This window comes from Ruegeria sp. G7 (assembly GCF_056535465.1).
Map to the genome: position 1 here is coordinate 2,289,257 of NZ_JBQFIL010000001.1, position 19,373 is coordinate 2,308,629.

The 19,373-nt window shown below is 56.2% G+C and carries 14 protein-coding genes and 3 pseudogenes; 10 read left to right on the top strand and 7 right to left on the bottom strand.

Translation table 11 applies throughout. The features are described from left to right. Positions 1-18: 18 nt before the first annotated feature. From ACR3EN_RS11475 to ACR3EN_RS11510, 8 genes and pseudogenes are all read left to right on the top strand, one after another. The gene (locus tag ACR3EN_RS11475) at positions 19-960 is read left to right on the top strand and encodes an ABC transporter permease (protein WP_480825079.1); all 942 of its coding nucleotides are present in this window, start codon (positions 19-21) and stop codon (positions 958-960) included. Further along, positions 961-1,785 carry an ABC transporter permease gene (locus ACR3EN_RS11480; protein WP_480825077.1) on the top strand — a complete coding sequence of 275 codons (825 nt, stop codon included), beginning with the start codon at positions 961-963 and terminating at the stop codon, positions 1,783-1,785. Positions 1,786-1,926: 141 nt separating this feature from the next. Then, a pseudogene (locus tag ACR3EN_RS11485) lies at positions 1,927-2,387 on the top strand (DDE-type integrase/transposase/recombinase); the annotation flags it as partial. A 337-nt stretch (positions 2,388-2,724) separates the two neighbouring features. After that, a complete protein-coding gene (locus ACR3EN_RS11490; protein WP_480825075.1) occupies positions 2,725-3,816 on the top strand; it encodes an enolase C-terminal domain-like protein in 1,092 nt (363 codons plus the stop codon). Between the two features lie 575 nt (positions 3,817-4,391). Further along, positions 4,392-7,394 carry a hypothetical protein gene (locus ACR3EN_RS11495; protein ID WP_480843314.1) on the top strand — a complete coding sequence of 1,001 codons (3,003 nt, stop codon included), beginning with the start codon at positions 4,392-4,394 and terminating at the stop codon, positions 7,392-7,394. Between the two features lie 41 nt (positions 7,395-7,435). Then, positions 7,436-8,035: a hypothetical protein gene (locus ACR3EN_RS11500; RefSeq protein ID WP_480918415.1), complete on the top strand. Its 600-nt coding sequence runs from the start codon at positions 7,436-7,438 to the stop codon at positions 8,033-8,035. Positions 8,036-8,103: 68 nt separating this feature from the next. Further along, complete coding sequence (locus tag ACR3EN_RS11505) at positions 8,104-9,477, top strand: metallophosphoesterase family protein (protein ID WP_480918416.1); 1,374 nt, start codon at positions 8,104-8,106, stop codon at positions 9,475-9,477. A 213-nt stretch (positions 9,478-9,690) separates the two neighbouring features. Beyond that, positions 9,691-9,855, top strand: a pseudogene (locus ACR3EN_RS11510) (IS6 family transposase); the annotation flags it as partial. Positions 9,856-10,272: 417 nt separating this feature from the next. Here ACR3EN_RS11510 and ACR3EN_RS11515 read toward each other — a convergent pair. The 6 genes from ACR3EN_RS11515 to ACR3EN_RS11540 all read right to left on the bottom strand — a co-directional run bounded on the left by ACR3EN_RS11515 (position 10,273) and on the right by ACR3EN_RS11540 (position 15,587). Then, positions 10,273-10,551 (bottom strand): hypothetical protein, encoded by a 279-nt coding sequence (locus ACR3EN_RS11515; RefSeq protein WP_480825069.1) that lies wholly within the window; start codon positions 10,549-10,551, stop codon positions 10,273-10,275. Between the two features lie 211 nt (positions 10,552-10,762). After that, positions 10,763-11,542, bottom strand: a complete 780-nt coding sequence (locus ACR3EN_RS11520) for an inositol monophosphatase family protein (RefSeq protein ID WP_480825067.1) — start codon at positions 11,540-11,542, stop codon at positions 10,763-10,765. A gap of 1 nt (position 11,543) precedes the next feature. After that, positions 11,544-12,347: an ABC transporter permease gene (locus ACR3EN_RS11525; protein ID WP_480825065.1), complete on the bottom strand. Its 804-nt coding sequence runs from the start codon at positions 12,345-12,347 to the stop codon at positions 11,544-11,546. Further along, positions 12,344-13,180, bottom strand: coding sequence for an ABC transporter permease (locus ACR3EN_RS11530; protein ID WP_480825063.1), 837 nt, complete (start codon positions 13,178-13,180; stop codon positions 12,344-12,346). The genes ACR3EN_RS11525 and ACR3EN_RS11530 overlap by 4 nt, the downstream gene beginning before the upstream one ends. A 74-nt stretch (positions 13,181-13,254) precedes the next feature. After that, on the bottom strand, positions 13,255-14,397 hold the full coding sequence (locus tag ACR3EN_RS11535; protein ID WP_480825061.1) for an extracellular solute-binding protein: 1,143 nt from the start codon (positions 14,395-14,397) through the stop codon (positions 13,255-13,257). 17 nt (positions 14,398-14,414) lie between these two features. Then, positions 14,415-15,587 carry an ABC transporter ATP-binding protein gene (locus tag ACR3EN_RS11540; RefSeq protein WP_480825059.1) on the bottom strand — a complete coding sequence of 391 codons (1,173 nt, stop codon included), beginning with the start codon at positions 15,585-15,587 and terminating at the stop codon, positions 14,415-14,417. A 143-nt stretch (positions 15,588-15,730) separates the two neighbouring features. On the opposite strand from ACR3EN_RS11540, the gene ACR3EN_RS11545 reads away from it, so the two are divergent. Together ACR3EN_RS11545 and ACR3EN_RS11550 are read left to right on the top strand one after the other, a co-directional pair. Continuing rightward, positions 15,731-16,744 carry a LacI family DNA-binding transcriptional regulator gene (locus tag ACR3EN_RS11545; RefSeq protein ID WP_480825057.1) on the top strand — a complete coding sequence of 338 codons (1,014 nt, stop codon included), beginning with the start codon at positions 15,731-15,733 and terminating at the stop codon, positions 16,742-16,744. Positions 16,745-16,779: 35 nt separating this feature from the next. Further along, positions 16,780-17,280 carry a 2'-5' RNA ligase family protein gene (locus ACR3EN_RS11550; protein ID WP_480843318.1) on the top strand — a complete coding sequence of 167 codons (501 nt, stop codon included), beginning with the start codon at positions 16,780-16,782 and terminating at the stop codon, positions 17,278-17,280. Positions 17,281-18,073: 793 nt separating this feature from the next. Here the strand turns inward: ACR3EN_RS11550 and ACR3EN_RS11555 are convergent. Next, a pseudogene (locus ACR3EN_RS11555) lies at positions 18,074-19,091 on the bottom strand (IS110 family RNA-guided transposase). Between the last annotated feature and the right edge of the window lie 282 nt (positions 19,092-19,373).

The following is a 19,373-nucleotide window of genomic DNA, read 5'->3' on the forward strand; positions in this document are numbered from 1 at the left end:
AGTGACGGCAATCCGTAGATGACCTATCTCGTCCGACGCGTGGCGCTTTTGATCCTGACGCTTTTCCTGATCTCTATCGCCACGTTTGTCATCACCAACATCCTGCCCGGGGATGTTGCAACGATGATTATGGGCACCCAGTCCAACCCCGAAGCCCTTGCCGGGCTTCGGGAGTCCCTGGGGCTGAATGATCCGCTAGTCGTGCAATACGGTCGCTGGATCGGGGGCATCTTGCAGGGGGATTGGGGCGTATCGTTGCGTTACAAAGAGCCAATAGGCCCCCTGATCGGACAAAAGATCGTGGCCAGTTCCTTGATCGTGGTGATGTCTTTGTCCATCGCCATCATCTGCGCGATCCCCTTAGGGGTCTGGAGCGCCATCAACCGCGACCGTTGGCAAGATGCAACCGGTTCCGGCCTTGCGCTGGCGGGTATCTCGCTGCCGGATTTCTTTTGGGGCATCGTGCTGATCCTAGTCTTTGCCAAATGGCTGGGCTGGCTGCCATCCTCGGGCTATGCCTCCCCGGCCGAGGATTTCTGGCTGGCCGTTCAACACGCGCTTTTGCCGTCCATCGCGCTTGGCCTGTCGCTGATGGCGCAACTGACCCGCATGACACGCTCGACGATGCTTGAGGTGCTGAGTCAGGATTTCATCCGCGTCTGCCGCGCCAAGGGTCTGGCCGAGGGTTCGGTGATCTTTCGCCATGCCTTGCGCAATTCAATTGCACCGGTGCTGACGGTCGCGGGCCTGCAATTGGGTTATCTGTTCGGGTCTATCATCGTGATCGAGACACTGTTCAATTTCACCGGCATGGGCTGGCTGACCTATCAGGCGCTGGTCAATCGGGACATCCCGCTGATCCAGTCCAGCGTCTTTGTCATTGCCGCCGTCGTGATGCTGACCAATCTTGTGGTTGATATCCTGTACAAGGTCCTCGATCCAAGGGTGGAGCTTAGCTAAATGCGTGCGCTTCTGACCCTGAAAGGCATGATCGGGCTGACCCTTGTCGCGATTTTTGTGCTGATGGCGATCCTGTCGCCGATCTTTATCCCCGAGGAACTGACCACTGGCATCAACGTGCGCGCACGATTGAAACCACCGTCACCCGAACACCTGCTGGGCACCGATCAGTTGGGGCGCGAGCTATTGTGGCGCGTGCTTCTGGGGGCCTCTACCTCGCTATTGATCGCTGTGACTTCGGTCGGATTGTCGATTCTGGTCGGTCTGCCTTTGGGCATCATTTCGGGCTATTATGGTGGCTGGACCGACAATATCCTGATGCGGATTGTCGATACGTTCCTCAGCTTCCCCGCCCTTCTGCTGGCGCTGACCATCGCCGCCGTTCTGGGCCCGAACCTGCAAAACACCATTCTGGCCATCGGGATCGCGTTTACCCCCTATCTGGCGCGGATCGTGCGCGGAGAGGTTCTGCGCGTCTCGGGCCTGCCGTTCATCGAGGCGGCGCGGAGCCAGGGGGCCACCAATTGGCGGATCATCCGCCTGCATGTCCTGCCCAATATCCTGCCACCGGTAATCGTACAGGCCACAATTTCGATCGCCTTCGCGATCCTGGCCGAGGCCGGTCTGTCCTTTCTGGGTCTTGGCACCCAACCGCCAACGCCGTCATGGGGGCTGATGATCCAGGCCTCGCGCGATTATCTGGATCTGGCCCCCTGGACCGCTCTGGTGCCGGGGTTGGCGATTGCCCTTACCGTTCTGGGTCTGAACATGCTGGGTGATGTGTTGCGCGACGTTCTTGATCCAACGACGGTTTCTGAGACCTAAGGGAATGGGTAAAACAATTGACAACTTTTACTTGCTCAAGGTCTTGCCAGAAGAATTTGGGGCGAGGCGGGCAGCGGACATTCGTAGCCTCTATGGATGAAATGAAGATCACCATTCAAATACTTCAAAACTAGCCCCGAGATCAGCCGTTCGGCTGTGATGCTGTACATTAGGTTTCCGCTTTCATTGCGGAATTTGGAAGATCTTCTGCATGAACGCGGGATCTACATGAGCCACGAAACTTTCCGCTACAGTTGAAACAGGTTCGGCCTGATGTCCGCTTCCGAGACTAGACACAAACGGGTCCAGCAACTCCGAGCCTTTTCAAGAAGGAAGCGGCGCTTGGACGAAGTTTTGTTGAAGGTGATTGGCACGCGGCATTTTTTTGGCGGGCTTTTGATCACGAAGACGCGGTGCAGGAAGGCGTTGTTAACAAACGCCGAAATAAAGCTGTAGCACTGAATTTCCTCGGAAAGCTGATGAAGTGGTATGGTCGCGCCCATAAGATCGTCATCGACCACCTCGCTATCGACAAGGCTGCCCTCAGAGAATTGGGCGCTCTCGAAAAACAAAGTACGGGCAGTTGGCTCAACAATCGCGTTTAGAATTGCTGAAACCGTGGGATCGCCCTCGCGCCGCAGAAGGCATATCTGATTTCACTGCCCGGTTGGTAGTGACGGAAGAGTTGAACGACTTTTCCTGAGACCTCGTCCGGACCATGTTTTTCGCTCGAAACGATTTGCCTGCCAAGAACGCTGCGATTGGGATTCTTGATGCGTACCAAGCTTTGGCCTCGGTTCGTTGACTCAGTCGCTAAGAGTAGGCTGGTGTGATGTAGGTTTATTCGTCAACGCGCTGGCAGTTGACGAAACCGCCAATGTTCCCAGAATGGCCTTTCACTGTTGTAGAAAAACTCGACGAAAGAAAGGCTCGCTTTCCGTGTCCGAAGTTACCATCAAAAAACTGACTGCTCGCCCCGTTCTGGTCCCGTTGCGGCGCCCGGTCGTTGTCATGACGGGTCAGGTCACCATGGCTCCACTGGTGCTTATCGATCTTGAACGCAGTGATGGTACGGTCGGCCGAAGTTACTTGTTTACCTATTCGCCAATCGCGTTGAAAGCTACGACCGCCCTGTTGTGCGATCTTGCTTCGGTCATCGAGGGCAGCAGCGCGGACCCGCGCGGTTTGCACTCACGTCTCTTGGGACAGTTCAAGCTTTTGGGCGCAGAGGGGATCACCCTGATGGCTATCGCCGGGATCGACATGGCCGCATGGGATGGCGTGGCACAAGCGGCGGGCAAACCACTATGTGAGGTTCTGGGTGGTGTCGCCAAGGCCCTGCCTGCCTATAACTCGAATGGCATGGGGTTGATCGGCCCTGGCAAGGTCGCGGGAGAAGCCAAGGAATTGATCGCAGATGGTGGGTTTTCAGCGCTGAAAGTCAGGCTAGGGTACCCCGATGTGGCGACGGATCTGGCGGTTTTGGATGAAGTTCGGGACGCCCTTGGTGAAACGACAACAATAGTGACGGACTATAATCAGGGTCTGTCTGTCGCCGAAGCAAAACAACGTGTCGCTGCATTGGCCGCGCATGATCTGGGCTGGATCGAAGAGCCGGTTGCCTTTGACAACTATCTTGGTCTGGCAGAATTGCGCGAGATTTCCCCTATCCCGATCCAAGGAGGTGAGAACCATTGGGGGCCGGGTGATATGGCCCGGGCCACTCAAGCCCGCGCTCTCGATCTGGTCATGATCGATGTCATGAAGATTGGCGGGATTACCGGCTGGATCGAGGCATCCAGTCTTGCACGCGCGGCAGGATGGCCGGTGTCGTCGCATCTGTTTCCTGAGGCGAGTTCTCATTTGATGTGTGCGGATCCCGCCGCGCATTGGTTGGAATGGGTCGACTGGGCAAACCCGATCCTGAAGGACCCCTACGATGTGATAAACGGTACAGTAACGCCACCAAATCGCCCGGGGTTGGGCTTCGAATGGAATGAAGCCAATGTGGCTCGATACGCTATTGAATGAGACGCGTGATCGATTGGAATACAGTAATCAGTTCGAATAAGTGACGAACATTCCAAAATGCCTCCAGAGCGGTTTGTTGAAGCAATTTGTGCTGCTGGTCAGCGTCGCGCTACGATCCGCCCCAGAACGAATGCGCTCAACAGACTATTTCCAGACAAATACCCCCTTTGGTTCGGTCGCAAATTTCGTCCACACCTGACAGGTTGAGTGCTTTTCTGTTGGCGCGTGCGAGAACATGATGCGACGAAGCTTTGTCAAAAGGCTCGGCGTACTACCGACTGAATATCGAGATCGCTTTTGGCAAAGCCGACATTCGCGCATAGCGCTGCATTGGTTATTTCGGGCTGTCTCGTTGACTCCGCCGCACTGCGGATGAACATCGGCTTATCCGAAGATGCTAAGAGTGTCATTTCGACCTATACGCAAGGGACCTCAGACAAGCCCGCGACCACGTCGTCTGCCCCATTAGGTTCGGCCAATTGCCGCTCAAAAGATCACCACGACGCCTCAATTCTGGCGCGAATCAGGCAGGGGTGTACGCTTCAGGGTAGTATTTTGAAGCAAATGGTATTCTTATGGTCGCCCCAATTGAACTCTTTCGCTACTTTGTAGGCCGTGCGCCTAGGCCGCGACGGATCGTCTACAGATTGGTTCTCGCGGAATTGAACACCTCGTTCAGCTCAGACATTCTTGCAGCCGCTGCATCACCGCGCGCCCGGGTTGCCGTGCGCGCGGTGGCACGCGCGCATCTGACCGACAGCACTGCGCCCCGACAACTAGATGACATCGAACGTCGGTTTCCGCTCAACCGTTTCGCTGCAGCTTGGGACCGGGAAGCTCCGAGCAGCCTTGATGCAGCCCGGGCGCTGGTGCTGTCCATTTTTGACCGACCGGTTCAGGACATCGTTGCAGATGATGAATTTGGCCAGATACGTGACATTCTGAGGGATCTCATAATCGCGTTGAAACTGGCTGTGCTACCCGAAGCCGTTCCGATCCGCCGCGCAGCGGACATGCTGCGCGCCGCGGAGTTGTTGCAGACGCTGGTCCGGGATCCAGAGAGTATTGATTTTGAGGAACCTTCTGCGCTGCTCAAGGCAGTGATCGCTTTGCCGCCAGAGCTGTTCCCACCGGCGGACCCAATAGCACTCGAAGAGGAGCCCGAGCCACCTGAAGAAGACCCCTCGATCGAAGAAATGGAGACACGGGCAAAACGCCTTGAACTGGCGGCAGCGGAAATTGTCGGTCTCTCCGGCTCGGGTATTCAGCGGGTGCGTCGCGCGCGCGTTTCGACGGGCGGACCAGATTCATTGAGTGCTGCAGGGAGTGGTGGAACGACCGACCGTGGCAGCATAACAGATGCATCCGCCCGGGTCGGTGATGAAGCAGATGATGTGTCTGACGAAACTTCGTTTATCGGTGTTTCTCCGGCCGCCGTGGCGCGCTTGTCATCGGATACTCAGGAACTTCTGGGCGAACTCAACCTGGCAATCACCGATATGCCATATGACGAGGTCCTGGATAGGATCGAGGTTGAACATCAGATGACGACGCTGAGGCTGACCGATGCCGATACCGATGCCGCCGATGGAGGCGGGCCGCGCATCCGCACCGGAACGGCCGTCATGCCCGCAGCAGGAACCGCAAGCCCTTTGTTTCCGGGAATGGGTACCATACTCGACCCATCAAGTCTGCCGCCGACTACGGTCGGGCCCATCAAGCCCATTGGTGTGGGTGATCTGCTGGTTACACGCCAACAGATCAAGCGCTACGAGGCGGGAGAAATCTCTCACGTAGAGAATGTATTGCAGTCGGAATCTCGGAACCGCGAAACTCGACGCCTGCGCCGGACCGAAGAAACCTTCGTGTTCGAAGAAGAGGAGAAAAAAGAGGAAGAACGCGACCTCCAGACCACCGAACGTCTGGAGATGCAAAGCGAAGTGCAGAACACCCTGCGCGAAGACAAGCAGTTCAATATCGGCGGGTCAGTGTCGGCTGGGTATGGCCCCTTTGTTCAGGTCGAAGTGTCGTCAGCCTACGAGACGGGTACGTCACAAGAGCAAATCAACAAGTTGGCTACGAGCTACGCAAAGGAGGTGACCGAAAGGACAGCATCCAAAGTTGCCCTGCGGACACGACGCGAACAAACCCGAAAAACTATCGAGGAGTTTGAAGAGAAGAACCAGCACGGATTCGACAACACCGAAGGCACCGAACATCTGTCCGGCATTTATCAGTGGCTCGATCGTGTCTATGAGCTTCAGGTCTACAACTACGGTCTGCGGGTGCTCTTCGAGTTTGTAGTGCCCGAACCATCGGCGCTGCTATTACGGGCGATTGAGCATCAGATCGGCAAGCCGGAGGGTTTGACCCCACCGATCAAGCCATCGTTTGGCCCGGGGCATCTGACACGTACGAACTACGGAAAGTACGTCCGTCGTTATGAAGCGGAAGGCGTCCAACCGCCGCCAGCTTTTGCTACGCGCATTGGCAAGAGTTTCACCTTCACCTCCCAAAGTGGCGAGGCTGAAGACAACACTTCCGAAGCGCTGCTCAATGTGCCTGAGGGTTTCAAGGCTGTCTCCTGCAGCGCGAAAATCCTGCACTACGGCTTCACCAGCGATACACGACGGGCGTATATCTCTGTCGGATCGAATTCGCTGCACCTCAAGAAACGAGCCGAGGGGTCAACTTCACCCGACAGCAGCGATTTGCATGATACCTTGCCCGAAATCGCTGGCGAGGTGCCCGTCGCATTCTATGCTGTAAACGTTCTCAATTGTTCGGCGACCGTGACCATTCATTGTGTGCATACACAAGCCGCGTTTGAGAAGTGGCAGGTTGAGACCTACGACGCGTTGCTGCGTGGTTATGATGCACAACGCGGACGCTATGAAGAGAAGCTGGCGATCCTGAAAGCCGAACGATCAGGTGCCGCGCCCGAAGGCCGAAACCCAGGCCAGAACCGCCTGATCGAACGGCGGGAGATTAAACGTTTGTCGATCGCCATGATGACCGGCCAGCACTTCGCCAACACGGGCGTGCATCTTTCGCCCCAAGCGGCGGAGTTCAATTTCGACGCAGCCGAACGCGCAGGCGTTTATGCCCGCTTCTGGGAGAAGGCCATTCAGTGGAACGAGTTACAGTGGGAACTCCTCCCCTACTTCTGGACCTCGCGGGATACCTGGGCGCGAATGCTCTACGAAGATACGGACCCGCTGCATGCAGAATTTGTAAGCGCAGGGGCGGCCCTTGTGCGCTTTGCAGTCTCTCCGGGTTACGAGGCGGCGGTGCTGCACTTTCTGGAAACGGGTGGTGTTTGGGAAGGCGGTGACGAGCCCAGTGTCACCTCGGAAGAATATGCAGCGATGCTGGATGAGGTGGAGGCCGCGCGGAATCGCGAAACTGGGGATGGGCCGCTGGCCACCCCGGAGGGATCAGGCGAAGTCCCTGTCGGAGATCCTTGGGAAATTAGGGTGCCGACCACGTTGGTCAAATTGCGACAAGACAATACGCTGCCTGAATGGGTCAAAGATGAAGATGGCCGCTGGCATCCGGTCGACCAGCCTGATGACTAAACGCGCTATCACTGTGCCGTCGCTTACGCTCGGGTGCTAAGATGCGCTTGCCATTGATCCTTGCGGGCCCGATCGTGCGTCGGGCTACTCCAGAAAAAGTTTGGGTGTGGCTCGCGACGAGCAAATTGCTTGATCCGCCACATCTGATGCTCTTTACGGATGGTAATTCGCCAGCCTCACCGGGCCCGGTTAAAGCGAAGATCGAATACTACCCCGTCGCGGTGGCCGACAACATGTGGATTTACATGCTGAGTGCGAAACCGGACACGCCGCTGGACCGAGGGCGGACATATTTCTACGATGTTCGGCTTGACGGAAAACGTCCGCTGTTTAAATCCAGCGATTACCGGCAGTTCCTTCTTAAAGGAAATCGGCTGCCGACCTTTATGCTTGGAGCCCGGGGCCAGAACAATTTGCGGGCGCTTTACGGTTCCTGTCGCAAACTGCATGGGCCCAATCCCGACATGATGAAAGCGGCCGATGAAATTCTGCAGGACGCTACCGAAAAAAACCGGCCGCAGTATTTCTTTCTCGGCGGCGACCAGATTTATGCGGATGATGTCGACAGTCAGTTGCTAGTCCTGACGCGCCCCTTGCGCGAGGCGCTCTTTGACGGCAAACGTGAAAAATTCCGGGCTTAAGTCCCGCCGCGCACAGCGACACCAATGATCGCTCGAAATTTCTCGAACATTTTTTTACCTCCGGGCACATGCCGCATCATCTGCTGACTTTTGCGGAGTATGCGGCGACCTACATCATGTCCTGGAACGGTGACCTATGGGAGCCGTTGCTGAAGGCGGGGAATTTCTCGTCATTTGACAAGGCGGATTTCTCAAACCGGATCATCGGCAAGAGAGTCCTCGACGGCGCATTGGGGGCAAAAAGCGCCAGGCGGGTACTGGCCAATTCAATTTGTTACATGATCTTCGACGATCATGAGGTTACCGACGACTGGTTTCTCAATCCTGAATGGCAGCTGAACGCCACGAAATTCAGTTCTGGGCAAAGAATTCTGACGAATGGCATGGCGGCATATTGGGCGTTTCAGGGATGGGGGAACGACCCTGAGGCTTTTGACGAAACGTATCGCTCTACCATCAGCAGGTTTACGGAAACACGCGGCCGTGGGACTGAAGATGCATGGTCAACCCTTATCAAAACGGATTGGTCATTTGCGGCCCCGACCTCGCCACCCGCGATCTTCCTTGACACTCGAACTAAGCGCGAGGAATCGCCAAAAACGCTTGATATTGATCGGGCTGACAGGGGTTTCACCGGACCAATCACCTGGACAACTCTGCGCCTCAAGGATGCATCCCGTCTGTTAGACAGCGGCGAACGTGCGCGGCTCACCGCCCTGATATCCAAGAATTCAGCTTCCGGTGAGCCCCTTATCGTGATTGCAGCCGCGCCGATTTTCGGGTTTCCACCGATGGAATGGGTCCAACGCGTCGTTGGGCGTGAGTCGGGCACTGCGGCCGACCTGGAAAGCTGGGCCAGCAACCCGCGCAATTTCATCGATGCATTCGAACTGTTTTTGGATGCGCAGCCCGAACCGCTGATCGTTCTTTCGGGCGATGTTCATTATGGTTTTGAGATCGTCGGGCGTATATCAACGGCAAGCCAATCGGTGCCTTTTGTCCAACTATGTTCGAGTGCGATGAAGAACGAGATCATAGGAGGCAGCAAGTTCTTTTTCAAAATCATAAGCTTGTTTGGAGAGTCTGTTGCTTCCTTCGGATTCTGGGACCTTAAGGAAACAGGTAAGACCGACGGGCCCATTGCCTATACGGCAACCAGTGATTTTGCCAACGGCGTTTTTAGCAAAAAGTTCAAATCATCACCCCATTATCTGCTGCAAACGCAGTTCATCAAGCGGCCAGGAAGACGCTCGGTGAAACAACTGGTCGAACGTCAGAACAATCTGGGGGAGTTGGTGATCCGAGGGCAACAGGTCTCTCATCGTCACTGGCATCCATCTTCAGGAAGCTCATTCAAAGCGCGGGCATTCAAGAACTGGAACACTGGAAATTGGCCAATTCCGGATTTGATAGGCGCTGTTAGATCTATGTTCGGATCCTAGAAACTGTATTTCTCAAAGGGTCTTAGCATGCTATTCTTGGCCCTTTGAGAAGCATTATCAGGAGAGCTTGGGTAGAGGCGGCAGTGGGTTTTCGTAGTCTCGATCCATGAATAGTCGGTCGCCATTCAAGTACTTCTAAACTAGTACCGAGATCATCCGTTTGGCTGTTATGCTGTACGTTCGTTCCCTCTATCTCTTCGCAACATCTCTTCGCAACGTGCCATGCCGCGTTTCAGGCGCATGCGAAGTCGACAGGAATTCGCCTGCTTCCATTCCTCTATCTACAACCACTTCAATCAGGAAAGATTGCTAACCAGCAGAGACACCTCTAAACTGACGCGCGCCGCGGCTCTAGCAGAGTGTCGCGAACTTGGTGTGGCACAAGGGGCATCTCTATTGGCCCAGTTGAGCCTAGTTCGAATTTGTCTGACAGCACTGCCACTCATGCCTGTCTCACTTAAGTTGTGTTTTCTGACCCGGAATTGTGGCGTATTTCCCGCGCGTTGAAGGACGTGGTTTCAATCACAGACGGAGGGGAGCGTACATCCATAGCACAATTCGGACCCCATTCTCAGTGTCGCATTTTGTCGGGGTCGCTTTGGGTGGCATTTCCCTGATAACCATCGATTTACAGGGAATTTCTAAGAAACGGATCTGGAACTCAGAGTTCCTCATGTTAGAGCTGTATGTTTTTCAGTGGCTTACACGAGAAACTCACTCAGCACTGGAACAGGGAGTTTTCTCGCCGGATCAGGGAGGGCAAACGTTGTATCAGGAACGCAGGATCCGGAGGTGTCAGAAGTCGAACAGGTGCACCTGTTCAGCCCGGTCAAGTGAGTGGGTCACGCTGACCAGATGCTTGAGTGTGAGCTCGGGCGGCTGGGTGCCGTCGAGAATCGCGGCTTGAATCTTCGGTGAGAGAAACGCGAGCTGGGCGCGGGTGCGGATGAAGGCGCCGGTAAGGTTTTCGCGGCGTGCAAGCTCCATCAGTTGAATCCCGGCCTTCAGATCACGGGCCCAGCCATGGGCGCGGATCAGCATGGAGCGGAGGTGAGGATCGGGTTGCGTTGCCATGTCTCCGACGATGACCTTGGCCTCGACGCCGCAGATCGTAGGATACGGTGATGTGTGTGAGATCGGGGTGCAGATGATCGGCCGCGATGCCAAGTGCGCTTGCCAGGGTTTTAGGATTCAATTCGAGTCAGACTGCCTGCGCAATGGCGGGTTTGGGCCACTCTCAACTATTCACAGTTAGTGCCTTTGAATCGAAATAACGGTGCCTTCGTTACCTCCATTCCACGCATTCTCTGATCGTAGGATGCATGGGCCTGCCACAAGCCAGAACCCGGCTGCCATGCATCAGGAAGTCTTCCAGTGGGTCGCAATCGACTTGGCCTCCCGCTTCCGTAATCATGGGAATAGCGGCGAAGGCATCCCAGGCGTTCAGATGCGCCTCATAGTATCCTTCGGCTTGTCCTGCAGCGACGGCCAGCAAACTGATCGCGGCTGATCCATTGCGGCGGTATTCCATGCCCGCCTCAAGCAGCGTCTGGATCAGGGCAGTATGCTCGGCAACGGGGCGGCGGTTCGACCAGCCCAGCATCAGCAATGCACGATCGGGTTCAGCGCAGTCCGAAACGTGTAGCCGCTTTCCGTTCAGCCAGGCACCAGAACCAGCGGCGGCCCAGGCCAGCATGTTCATATCCGGGGCGCAGATCACGCCCAGCGGTATCCGGTCTCCGTCATAGAAAGCAATGCAAACGCCCCAGTCCCGATGACCCCGCATGAAATTGGCGGTGCCGTCAATCGGATCCACAACCCAGAGTGCCCGCCCAGTGCCGGACACGCCGCTTTCTTCACCCAGCATCGCGTCTGATGGCCAGTTCTCCGCAATCCGCCCGCGGATCAGATCCTCGACCGCGCGATCCGCAAATGTCACGAAATCCTGCGGGCCTTTTTCAGCAATAAATTCGGCACCACGTTCGTTTCTGAGACGTTGGGCCAAGCCCCCGGCCTCCTGCGCGAGAGATTTGGCAAAGGTCAGGCGGGCATCGATGTCGGTCACGTCAGCTTCCCACTTTTGCCAGAACGTCTGATTTCAGGAACCGTTCGATGAACAGCATGAACCCCACCGAAGGCACCAGCAGAATAAGCGCTGTGATCGAGGCGATCTGATAGTTCCCTTCCATCGACGCCGTGAACAGCAGCAAGGGCATGGTGGTCACGTCCGGTACGCCGACAAAATAGGTGCCGGTGAACTCGTCCAGCGAGATGAGGAACACGAAAATGGCGCTGGCCATCAAGCCGGGCAGCGCAAGCGGCAGGGTCACGGTGCGGAATACGGTAAAGGGTGAGGCCCCTATGTTGGCGGCTGCTTCCTCCAGTTCGCGGTCCACAGCGGCAAAGGCAGCGGTGGCGATCCAGACCGAAAACACAAGACCCTGGATCGTATGGACCAAAACCACGCCGAGATAGGTTCCATTCAGGCCCAGCCCGTAGAAAATTCGCGCGATGTTCATGTGCACGGCGATGGACGGGAAAGCCTGCGGTAAGAGGAACAGAAGCAGGAAAAACGTTCTCCACGGCAGGCTGCCACGTCCTAGCGCCAGCCCCGCCGGTATCGCGACCGCTAACGAGGCCAGCACAGTGAACAGCGCGATCAGAACCGAGCTCCATAGTGACTCCATGGCGTTCCCCTGCGGGCGGAACACGCGCTCCCAGAACGAAAAGCCGTAGCTTTGCGGGAGCTTAGCGGGGAAATACCATGTTTCGGCCACTGACCAGATCAGCATGTTGGTGATCGGCCCGAAAATGGCGAAGGCCAGCAGGGCCAGCAGAATGGCCGTTACGGTCGTACGCAGAATGGTCATGCGGGTTTGCCTCCTTCCCGCACGCCCTGGCGCAGGTAGATCCAAGCGATAACGGCCGTCATGGCATATGAGATGAAGCCAAGCGCATTGGCAACGCCGTAGTCGGAATAGGCGTTGATGCGCCATGCCATGTCGACGGTGATCATGGTCGGCGTCTGCGCATTGATCATCAGCGGCACGGACAGCACCGACATCATCACGACATAGGACAGGATCAACCCGACCATCAGCGTCGTGGCGACTTGTGGCACGACAATTTCAAACAGGATGCGCAATCGGGACGCGCCCAGATTGCGAGCTGCCTCGATCGTGGAGCGGTCCAGCGCGGCCATGGCGCCTGCGACCAGCAAGGCCACGAAAGGCGTCTGTTTCCAGACGAAAGTGATCACGATGCCGCGCCAATCCAGATAGCTGGCCGCCTGTAACGGCTCCATCAATCCGGTCGAGACGATGATGTTGTTCATCATGCCGTTCTTGGCCAGAAACGTCCGCATCAGCTGCGCGGCGACCACGAAGGGAATGAACAGAGGCCAGCGGTACAGCCAGCGCAGCACCGCAAGGGCAACACGGTTTTCACCAAGCGTCAGATAACCGCCAATGGCAACGGAGAAGCCTCCGATGATAACGGTCGACAGGGTGACGATGATCAGCGTGAACAGGATGTCATTGGAATAAAGGCCAAACGCCTTGACGAAGTTCTGAAGCCCCCAACCGCCGAGTTCCTCGTCCCGGAACGCCCAAAGCAGAGAATAGCCCAAGGGGTAGAGAAACAGCAGCCCAAGCAACACAATTGCCGGGGCAACCAGAACCAAAGAGGTTTTACGTGTGATCATCGTTGTCCGGTCCAGAGTGTTCAGGTGCGGGCCGAACGAAACAGGCCCGCACCAAGGTTTCCGTTATTGGGAGTTTAGTTGGAAACCTTCAGTTCATAAGCCTCACGGATATCGTCAAAGAACGGGCCCAGTGGGAACGGCTTGCCTTTGTTGGCCAGCTCTTCCGGGGTGACGTCGGTGAACAGCTTGTCCCAGACCTCTTTATCCAGCGCGGTTTCGACATGCTGGGCGTCGATGCCCGGATACCAGTTGAAGCGTTTGACGATGCCCTCGGCCTGCACGTCGGGGCTGGTGGCCAGCGCGATGAACTTGCGGGCAGCTTCGGCATTTTCGGCCTTGGCGGGAACAGCGTAGTAGTAAGGTTGTCCCGGCATTCCCGGCTCGGGCAGCAGTAGTTTGAGATTTGGGTTCAGACGCCCGTCGGCCTGCCACGTGTAGAACATATCGACCCAGACCGGGCCCATCACGATCTCGCCCCGGTTCATCATGTCCAAGGTGCCCGCGTTGCCCGGGGTAAAGGTGACGTTTTCGTTGAACGCCTTCAGGTCATTCAGGGCCTGATCCCAGCTGTTCTTCAGCTCAGGGTCATAGGGGCCATTCATCAGCTGATCGGTGTTGCCCGCATAGGCATACATCCAGGCTGCGGTGAAGGCGACGCCGGACATGCCGTTCTTGATCCCGTTATAACCGAATGCGCCTTTGTTTTCGGCGGTCCAGGTTTTCAGATCGTCAAAGCTTTTGGGTGGGTTTTCAACCAGATCGGGGTTGTAAGCGATCGCTGTCTGGCTGTGGAACATCGGCATGACATAGCCGGTCACATCCGTGCCCAGAGCGCTTCTGGACGTGTCGCGCGTGGCCAGTTTGCCGGTTTCGATATCTTCGACATATTGCTGCAGCAGGCCTTCGGTCACCATCTCGCCGGTTTTTAGCTGAGTCATAACGACGACATCTGTGTCCCATGCGTCATTTCCAGCCTGTGCTTTGATCTTTTCAAGGATCGCCTGACTACCCGCGTTCCCGGGTCCGGTGCCGACCACATTGACGGTCCAGCCCGGGTTCTGTTCCTCGAACAGCGGGCCCAGATAGTCGGTGACGTAGTCGACCATATTCTGGCTGCCGCCAGACGCCACGTTCAGCACGTTTTCGGCTTGCGCCGCACTGGTTGCGATCAGCGCCATCGCTGCTGATGCAAAAAGATTTGCAATTTTGGAAGTCATGGTGTTTCTCCAGGGTCTCAGAGGTGTTGCGCGGCCTGGCTCGCCGCCTCGGGTCCGGTCACGGCTGTCTGGGACTTTGCAGGAAACAGACTAAGGGCCGTGGCCGGTACGCTTACATCGACCGCCGAGCCGATGGGCATCTTGTGGGGATTGTCCGCCATGATCCGGGCCTCGCCGACCTGAATTTCATGACGATAGACTGATCCCAGATAGGAATGTTGAACCACCGTTCCGGGCAATGACAGGGCATTATCTGCCGCCTGACCCAGCTGTGCAGCGTCGCTGTGAAACAGGATATCGACGGGGCCGCTTTGGGGTTGTGGGAAATGAACGCCGGATACGTCTGCGGCTGGGATCGGCAGGCGGTGGCGTTGGCCGTTGACTTTCAGATCGACAAACTGCGCGCCAAGATCAGCCTCACCAGTCAGGGTGTTTCCGGCCCCCATGAACCGCGCGACGTAGGGGTTTGCGGGTGTGTGAAACACATCCTCAGGCGTGCCGACCTGCGCGATGCGCCCCTGATTCAGGATCACCACCCGATCGGCCATCGACATCGCCTCTTCGCGGTCATGGGTGACAAGGACGGTGGTCAGCCCCAACCGTTGTTGCAGGCTGCGGATCTCGTGCCGCATATTCGCACGGATACCCGCATCGAGGTTGGACAGCGGCTCATCCAGCAACAACACCGGCGGGTCGATGGCCAGCGCCCGTGCCAGCGCAACCCGCTGCCGCTGACCGCCGGACAAGGCGCCGATCTTGCGGTGGATCAGATCGCCCAACCCCACCAGCGCCGCCATCTCCTGCACCCGCGCCGAAATCTGAGCTTTGCTTTTTCCGCGCAGCTTCAGCCCGTATCCGATATTCTGTGCCACGTTCATATGCGGCCACAAGGCATAGGACTGAAACATCATCGCCATTCCACGCTTTTCTGGCGTTGTGTGGCTCATGTCCTGACCATCGACGGAAATCGAGCCGCCACGCACCGGGACAAACCCAGCCAACGCACGCAGCAGCGTGGTCTTGCCACAGCCCGACGCTCCCAGTAGAGCGATGAACTCTCCGGCCCGAACGTCAAGGTCGATGTCCGACAACACATCCTGCTCGGCATATCCTACCCGCAAGCCGCGCAGCTGTATCTCGGCACCAAGAGTAGAAGAGGTGGTTTCGTAGTCGACCGGAGCAAGGTTCATTTTGCATCTTCCATAATTCTGCTACAAATGTAGTGAACACGTGTTCACATAACGGTAAGTAATGACACCTTTATGACGCAAGCTAAAATTTCAGATACTCACAAAAGAAGCTGTGACCGATCAAAAAGAGACCTGACTGAAACATGACGACAAGCAAAGCTTCCAAACCACGCCGCGTTACAGCGAAGCAGGTTGCGCAGGCGGCCGGTGTTTCGCGTTCAGCGGTGTCGCGAGCGTTCACGCCAGGCTCTCCGCTGGATGAGGATAAGAAAAAGAAAATTCTGAAAGTTTCTGAGCAGCTTGGGTACCGGCCCAACGCGTTGGCGGCAGGGCTGCAAAGCAATGGTCGATCCAACCTTGTGGCCATCGTCACCGGCGATTTGGTGAACCATTACGATAGCGAGATTCTGGCCAAGCTGATGCAGGGATTGCACCGGATGGGCAAGTGGCCTGTCGTGCTCGGCGGGTCCGTCGAAACGACCGAAGCAGAGATCCTTGAAGTGCTGGCGTATCCGCTGGATGCACTGATTCTGCGCGGCGGGAGCGTAGACGAATCAGTTGCGATCCACTGTGCCAAACTGAACATTCCTCTGATCGTATCCGGTCGCATCATGCAGGCTGAACGGGTCGATTGCGTCTGTTGCGACAATGCGCGCGGGGCGAATTTGGCCGTTGCCGAGCTCATCAGCCAGGGGAAAACTCGGCTTGGATATCTTGGCGGCCAGGAGCACCTTTCCTCGGACCAGGAACGCATGGCCGGATTTGAAGAGGCCCTGGCGAAGGCGGGCTTGAAACCAGCCATCATCGAACATTCCGACTACAGCTATGAGGGCGGGTACCGGTCCATTACTCGGATCCTGAACGGCAATGGCGGTATCGATGGATTGTTTTGTGCAAACGATGCAATGGCGCTGGGTGCCCTGACAGCGGCCCGGCAAGAATTTGGCCTGAACATTCCGACGGATTTGTCTGTGGTGGGCTTTGATGACATCGCGATTGCCCAATGGCCAAATATTCAGTTGTCCACCATACGCAACGATATGGACCAGACCGTTTCCGAGATATTGCGGCTGCTTTCCGAAAGATTGGATCGACCGGCAAAACCCGGTGAAACTGTCTTAATCGCCCCGGAATTTATCTCACGAGGAACGCATTGACCATGAAGGCCGACGTCGCAACATATTCTGTCTGGATGATCCCCGAGGAACCGGAGCTAACGGCGTTGAGCAACCGGATCAGTACTTTCGCCAATGCGCATGGTGCTCCGTCCTTTGTACCGCATGTGACGCTCATGGGTGACATTGCGGGTGATGAGGCAGAGCTGACTGCACGCCTTGGAAGCGTATCATCCGGCTTTTCATGCCACAAACTGACCGTGACCGATATTAAGGCGGAAGATCTGTTCTTTAAATCTTTGTATCTGGACCTGTTGCCCCCGCCCAACCTTATCCGCGAGCAAGCAGCGCTGGCGCGAGTTTTGCCGGCCTCTCAGCGCCCTCGAGAGTTCCTGCCGCATATCAGCGTCGCCTATGGTCCGATCAAACCCGAAATCAAAGCTGCGGAAACCGAAGCCTTAAAAGACTTGATTGGCGTAACACTTAGGTTCCGGCATCTGCATCTGGTGAAGTCCAGCCAAAGCGTGCCGGTTGAGGATTGGGAAACATTGCGATCATTCAAGTTAATAACTTCTTAGGCAGGTTCTTGGGCTCATGCTGCGGAGTTTGTTATTGTTTCTAAAAAGCTAGAGCCCATACTGAACTCGTTTTGGAATTGTGAACTGACATACATCCCATTTTTTTGGTGGGGTAGCCGCATGCGGCTTCAGTGAAAGAATGTACGTCAGCGTCCAGCGGAAACTTTGCCACCGGGTGCCCCAAACAGTAACTATGGCAGGGTTTAGCATTCCGCGAGTTTGGAGGCTCCCTGCCTTTTACTCCTGCAGCGAACGGCGGCCAAGGCGCTATTTGGGAGGATTTGTCTGCTTGTGGACCACTCGACTTGCTTTGCCAGTCACCCTCCTGCCTGAAGAGTGTACGTCCGTCGCAAACTAGTTTTTCTGTTGACTTGGAACTTCTTAAAGACTTCCATGCTCGCTGCTGACTTGGGGCGACAGTCGTCGCTGGTAACCATTGCCAATGGGATCAAAAAGGGACTTGATATCTGAGCAGCGAACTTCCGTTCTGTGCCGCATTTCTAGAGTTGAGACGGCCCTTGTTTTGCGCTCGCAGCGAATGGCTTGTGTGGATTGCTCTTGCATAGCAAGACGTATTTGAATGAGTTAGCGCTGGTCAGAAGCAGACATGTGTCCGGCCTGTTTGCGCGGGACATGTGGCCGCTGGCCCTGATGGTTTCCGTAGACCAAGTCCCATACAGGTTCGCGGACAACGTTGTGTCCCGGACATTCGGCGGGGTGTCTTGGTTGGCGGGCTGACTGTGCGCCATCGACTCGCTGGTCTTGCTGTCTCGGTGTTTATTGTTTCTTTGCTTCAGGCGTAGTGTGGGAGGTAGTATTCGTTCCTCTTCAAGACGGCCCAAATGATCCGTGCGGTTTTGTTGGCCATCGCCACGGTCGCAAGCCTAGTTGGCTTGCGTTCAAGCAGTCCGATGGCCCAAGGGTCGACACGATCTGGATTGACCTTCATCTGTCGCAGCCGAGCCGTCATTCTCGTGACCAGGAGGCGTCGGAGATATCGATCACCCATCTTCGAGATCCTGCTCAGCCTCTCTTTGCCACCGCTAGATCGGTTGAGCGGCGTCAGGCCAAGCCAAGCTGCGAACTCTCGGCCGTTCTTAAACTGGCGCGCATCGCCGATCGTTGCTGCTATGGCTGAAGCTGTCACCGGACCGACGCCCGGTATGGTTCAAAGCAGCGCCACATGTGGATTCTGCTTTGCCTGAAGGCGCTTACGCATTTCGTACCAACGGATCCGCAAGTGCAAAGAGACGAGTTGATTACTCAAATTGTCAGCACATCGACTGCAACTTCGGGAATATCTGGGCGGGCGTTGTCTAATACATCTTTTGCAAATTTAACCGCGCTGCCAATTCCTTGGGTAATCACAATTCCAAACTCGGCCAGCAGCCCGCGCAACATGTTGCTGATCTGAGTGCGCTGGCCAACGATGAGATCACGAGCGCGATGAAGGAATAGGACGCATTGTTGTTCTTCCGTTTTGATTGCAACAAACCGCATGGTCGGGCGTTTCACGGCTTCGCAGACCGCTTCGGCATCGGCGGCATCAGATTTGCCGCGCTTGACGTAAGGCTTCACGTAATTGCTGGGATCAAACGGACATCTTGCCCGAGAGCGCTCAATTGACGCGCCCAGTAATGGCCCGAACTGCAAGCTTCCATTCCAACCTAACAAGCAGGAAGGTCTTCAAAGAAAGCCAAAAGCTGCGCCCGCCTTATCGAGCGATTGAAAACAATATCGCCGTTTTCAGCGATGCCGTGGACCTGAAAGATGTTCTTGGCGAAATCTATGCCAATTGTTGTAACCTGCATTGGGTGGCACCTCTTATAGCAGTCATGACAACAGTACTATGGCGCATTGCGGCGCCGGTTGGAGCAGGAGCCATCCACCCCATCAGGTTCGACGGGCTGCGCCGCAGCATGGATACTATGGGATGAAGGTCTGGAAAGGGCCGTCTGCGTTATCAACTGGTGGCGGGGCAGGGGCCTGTGCTGCAACAGCGCGGAGGTCCGAAACGAGCCCGGAGCGTATCTTTGCCCGCCCGGAGCTTGCGCAGGGACTAAAGCAATTGACTTGCACAACATAATGGACCA

Bases quoted from the DNA above. Each gene is read 5' to 3' on its own strand.
- ACR3EN_RS11475 (WP_480825079.1), top strand. From the start codon at position 19: ATGACCTATCTCGTCCGACGCGTGGCGCTTTTGATCCTGACGCTTTTC.
- ACR3EN_RS11480 (WP_480825077.1), top strand. From the start codon at position 961: ATGCGTGCGCTTCTGACCCTGAAAGGCATGATCGGGCTGACCCTTGTC.
- ACR3EN_RS11495 (WP_480843314.1), top strand. From the start codon at position 4,392: ATGGTCGCCCCAATTGAACTCTTTCGCTACTTTGTAGGCCGTGCGCCT.
- ACR3EN_RS11500 (WP_480918415.1), top strand. From the start codon at position 7,436: ATGCGCTTGCCATTGATCCTTGCGGGCCCGATCGTGCGTCGGGCTACT.
- ACR3EN_RS11505 (WP_480918416.1), top strand. From the start codon at position 8,104: ATGCCGCATCATCTGCTGACTTTTGCGGAGTATGCGGCGACCTACATC.
- ACR3EN_RS11515 (WP_480825069.1), bottom strand. From the start codon at position 10,551: ATGGCAACGCAACCCGATCCTCACCTCCGCTCCATGCTGATCCGCGCC.
- ACR3EN_RS11525 (WP_480825065.1), bottom strand. From the start codon at position 12,347: ATGACCATTCTGCGTACGACCGTAACGGCCATTCTGCTGGCCCTGCTG.
- ACR3EN_RS11530 (WP_480825063.1), bottom strand. From the start codon at position 13,180: ATGATCACACGTAAAACCTCTTTGGTTCTGGTTGCCCCGGCAATTGTG.
- ACR3EN_RS11535 (WP_480825061.1), bottom strand. From the start codon at position 14,397: ATGACTTCCAAAATTGCAAATCTTTTTGCATCAGCAGCGATGGCGCTG.
- ACR3EN_RS11540 (WP_480825059.1), bottom strand. From the start codon at position 15,587: ATGAACCTTGCTCCGGTCGACTACGAAACCACCTCTTCTACTCTTGGT.
- ACR3EN_RS11545 (WP_480825057.1), top strand. From the start codon at position 15,731: ATGACGACAAGCAAAGCTTCCAAACCACGCCGCGTTACAGCGAAGCAG.
- ACR3EN_RS11550 (WP_480843318.1), top strand. From the start codon at position 16,780: ATGATCCCCGAGGAACCGGAGCTAACGGCGTTGAGCAACCGGATCAGT.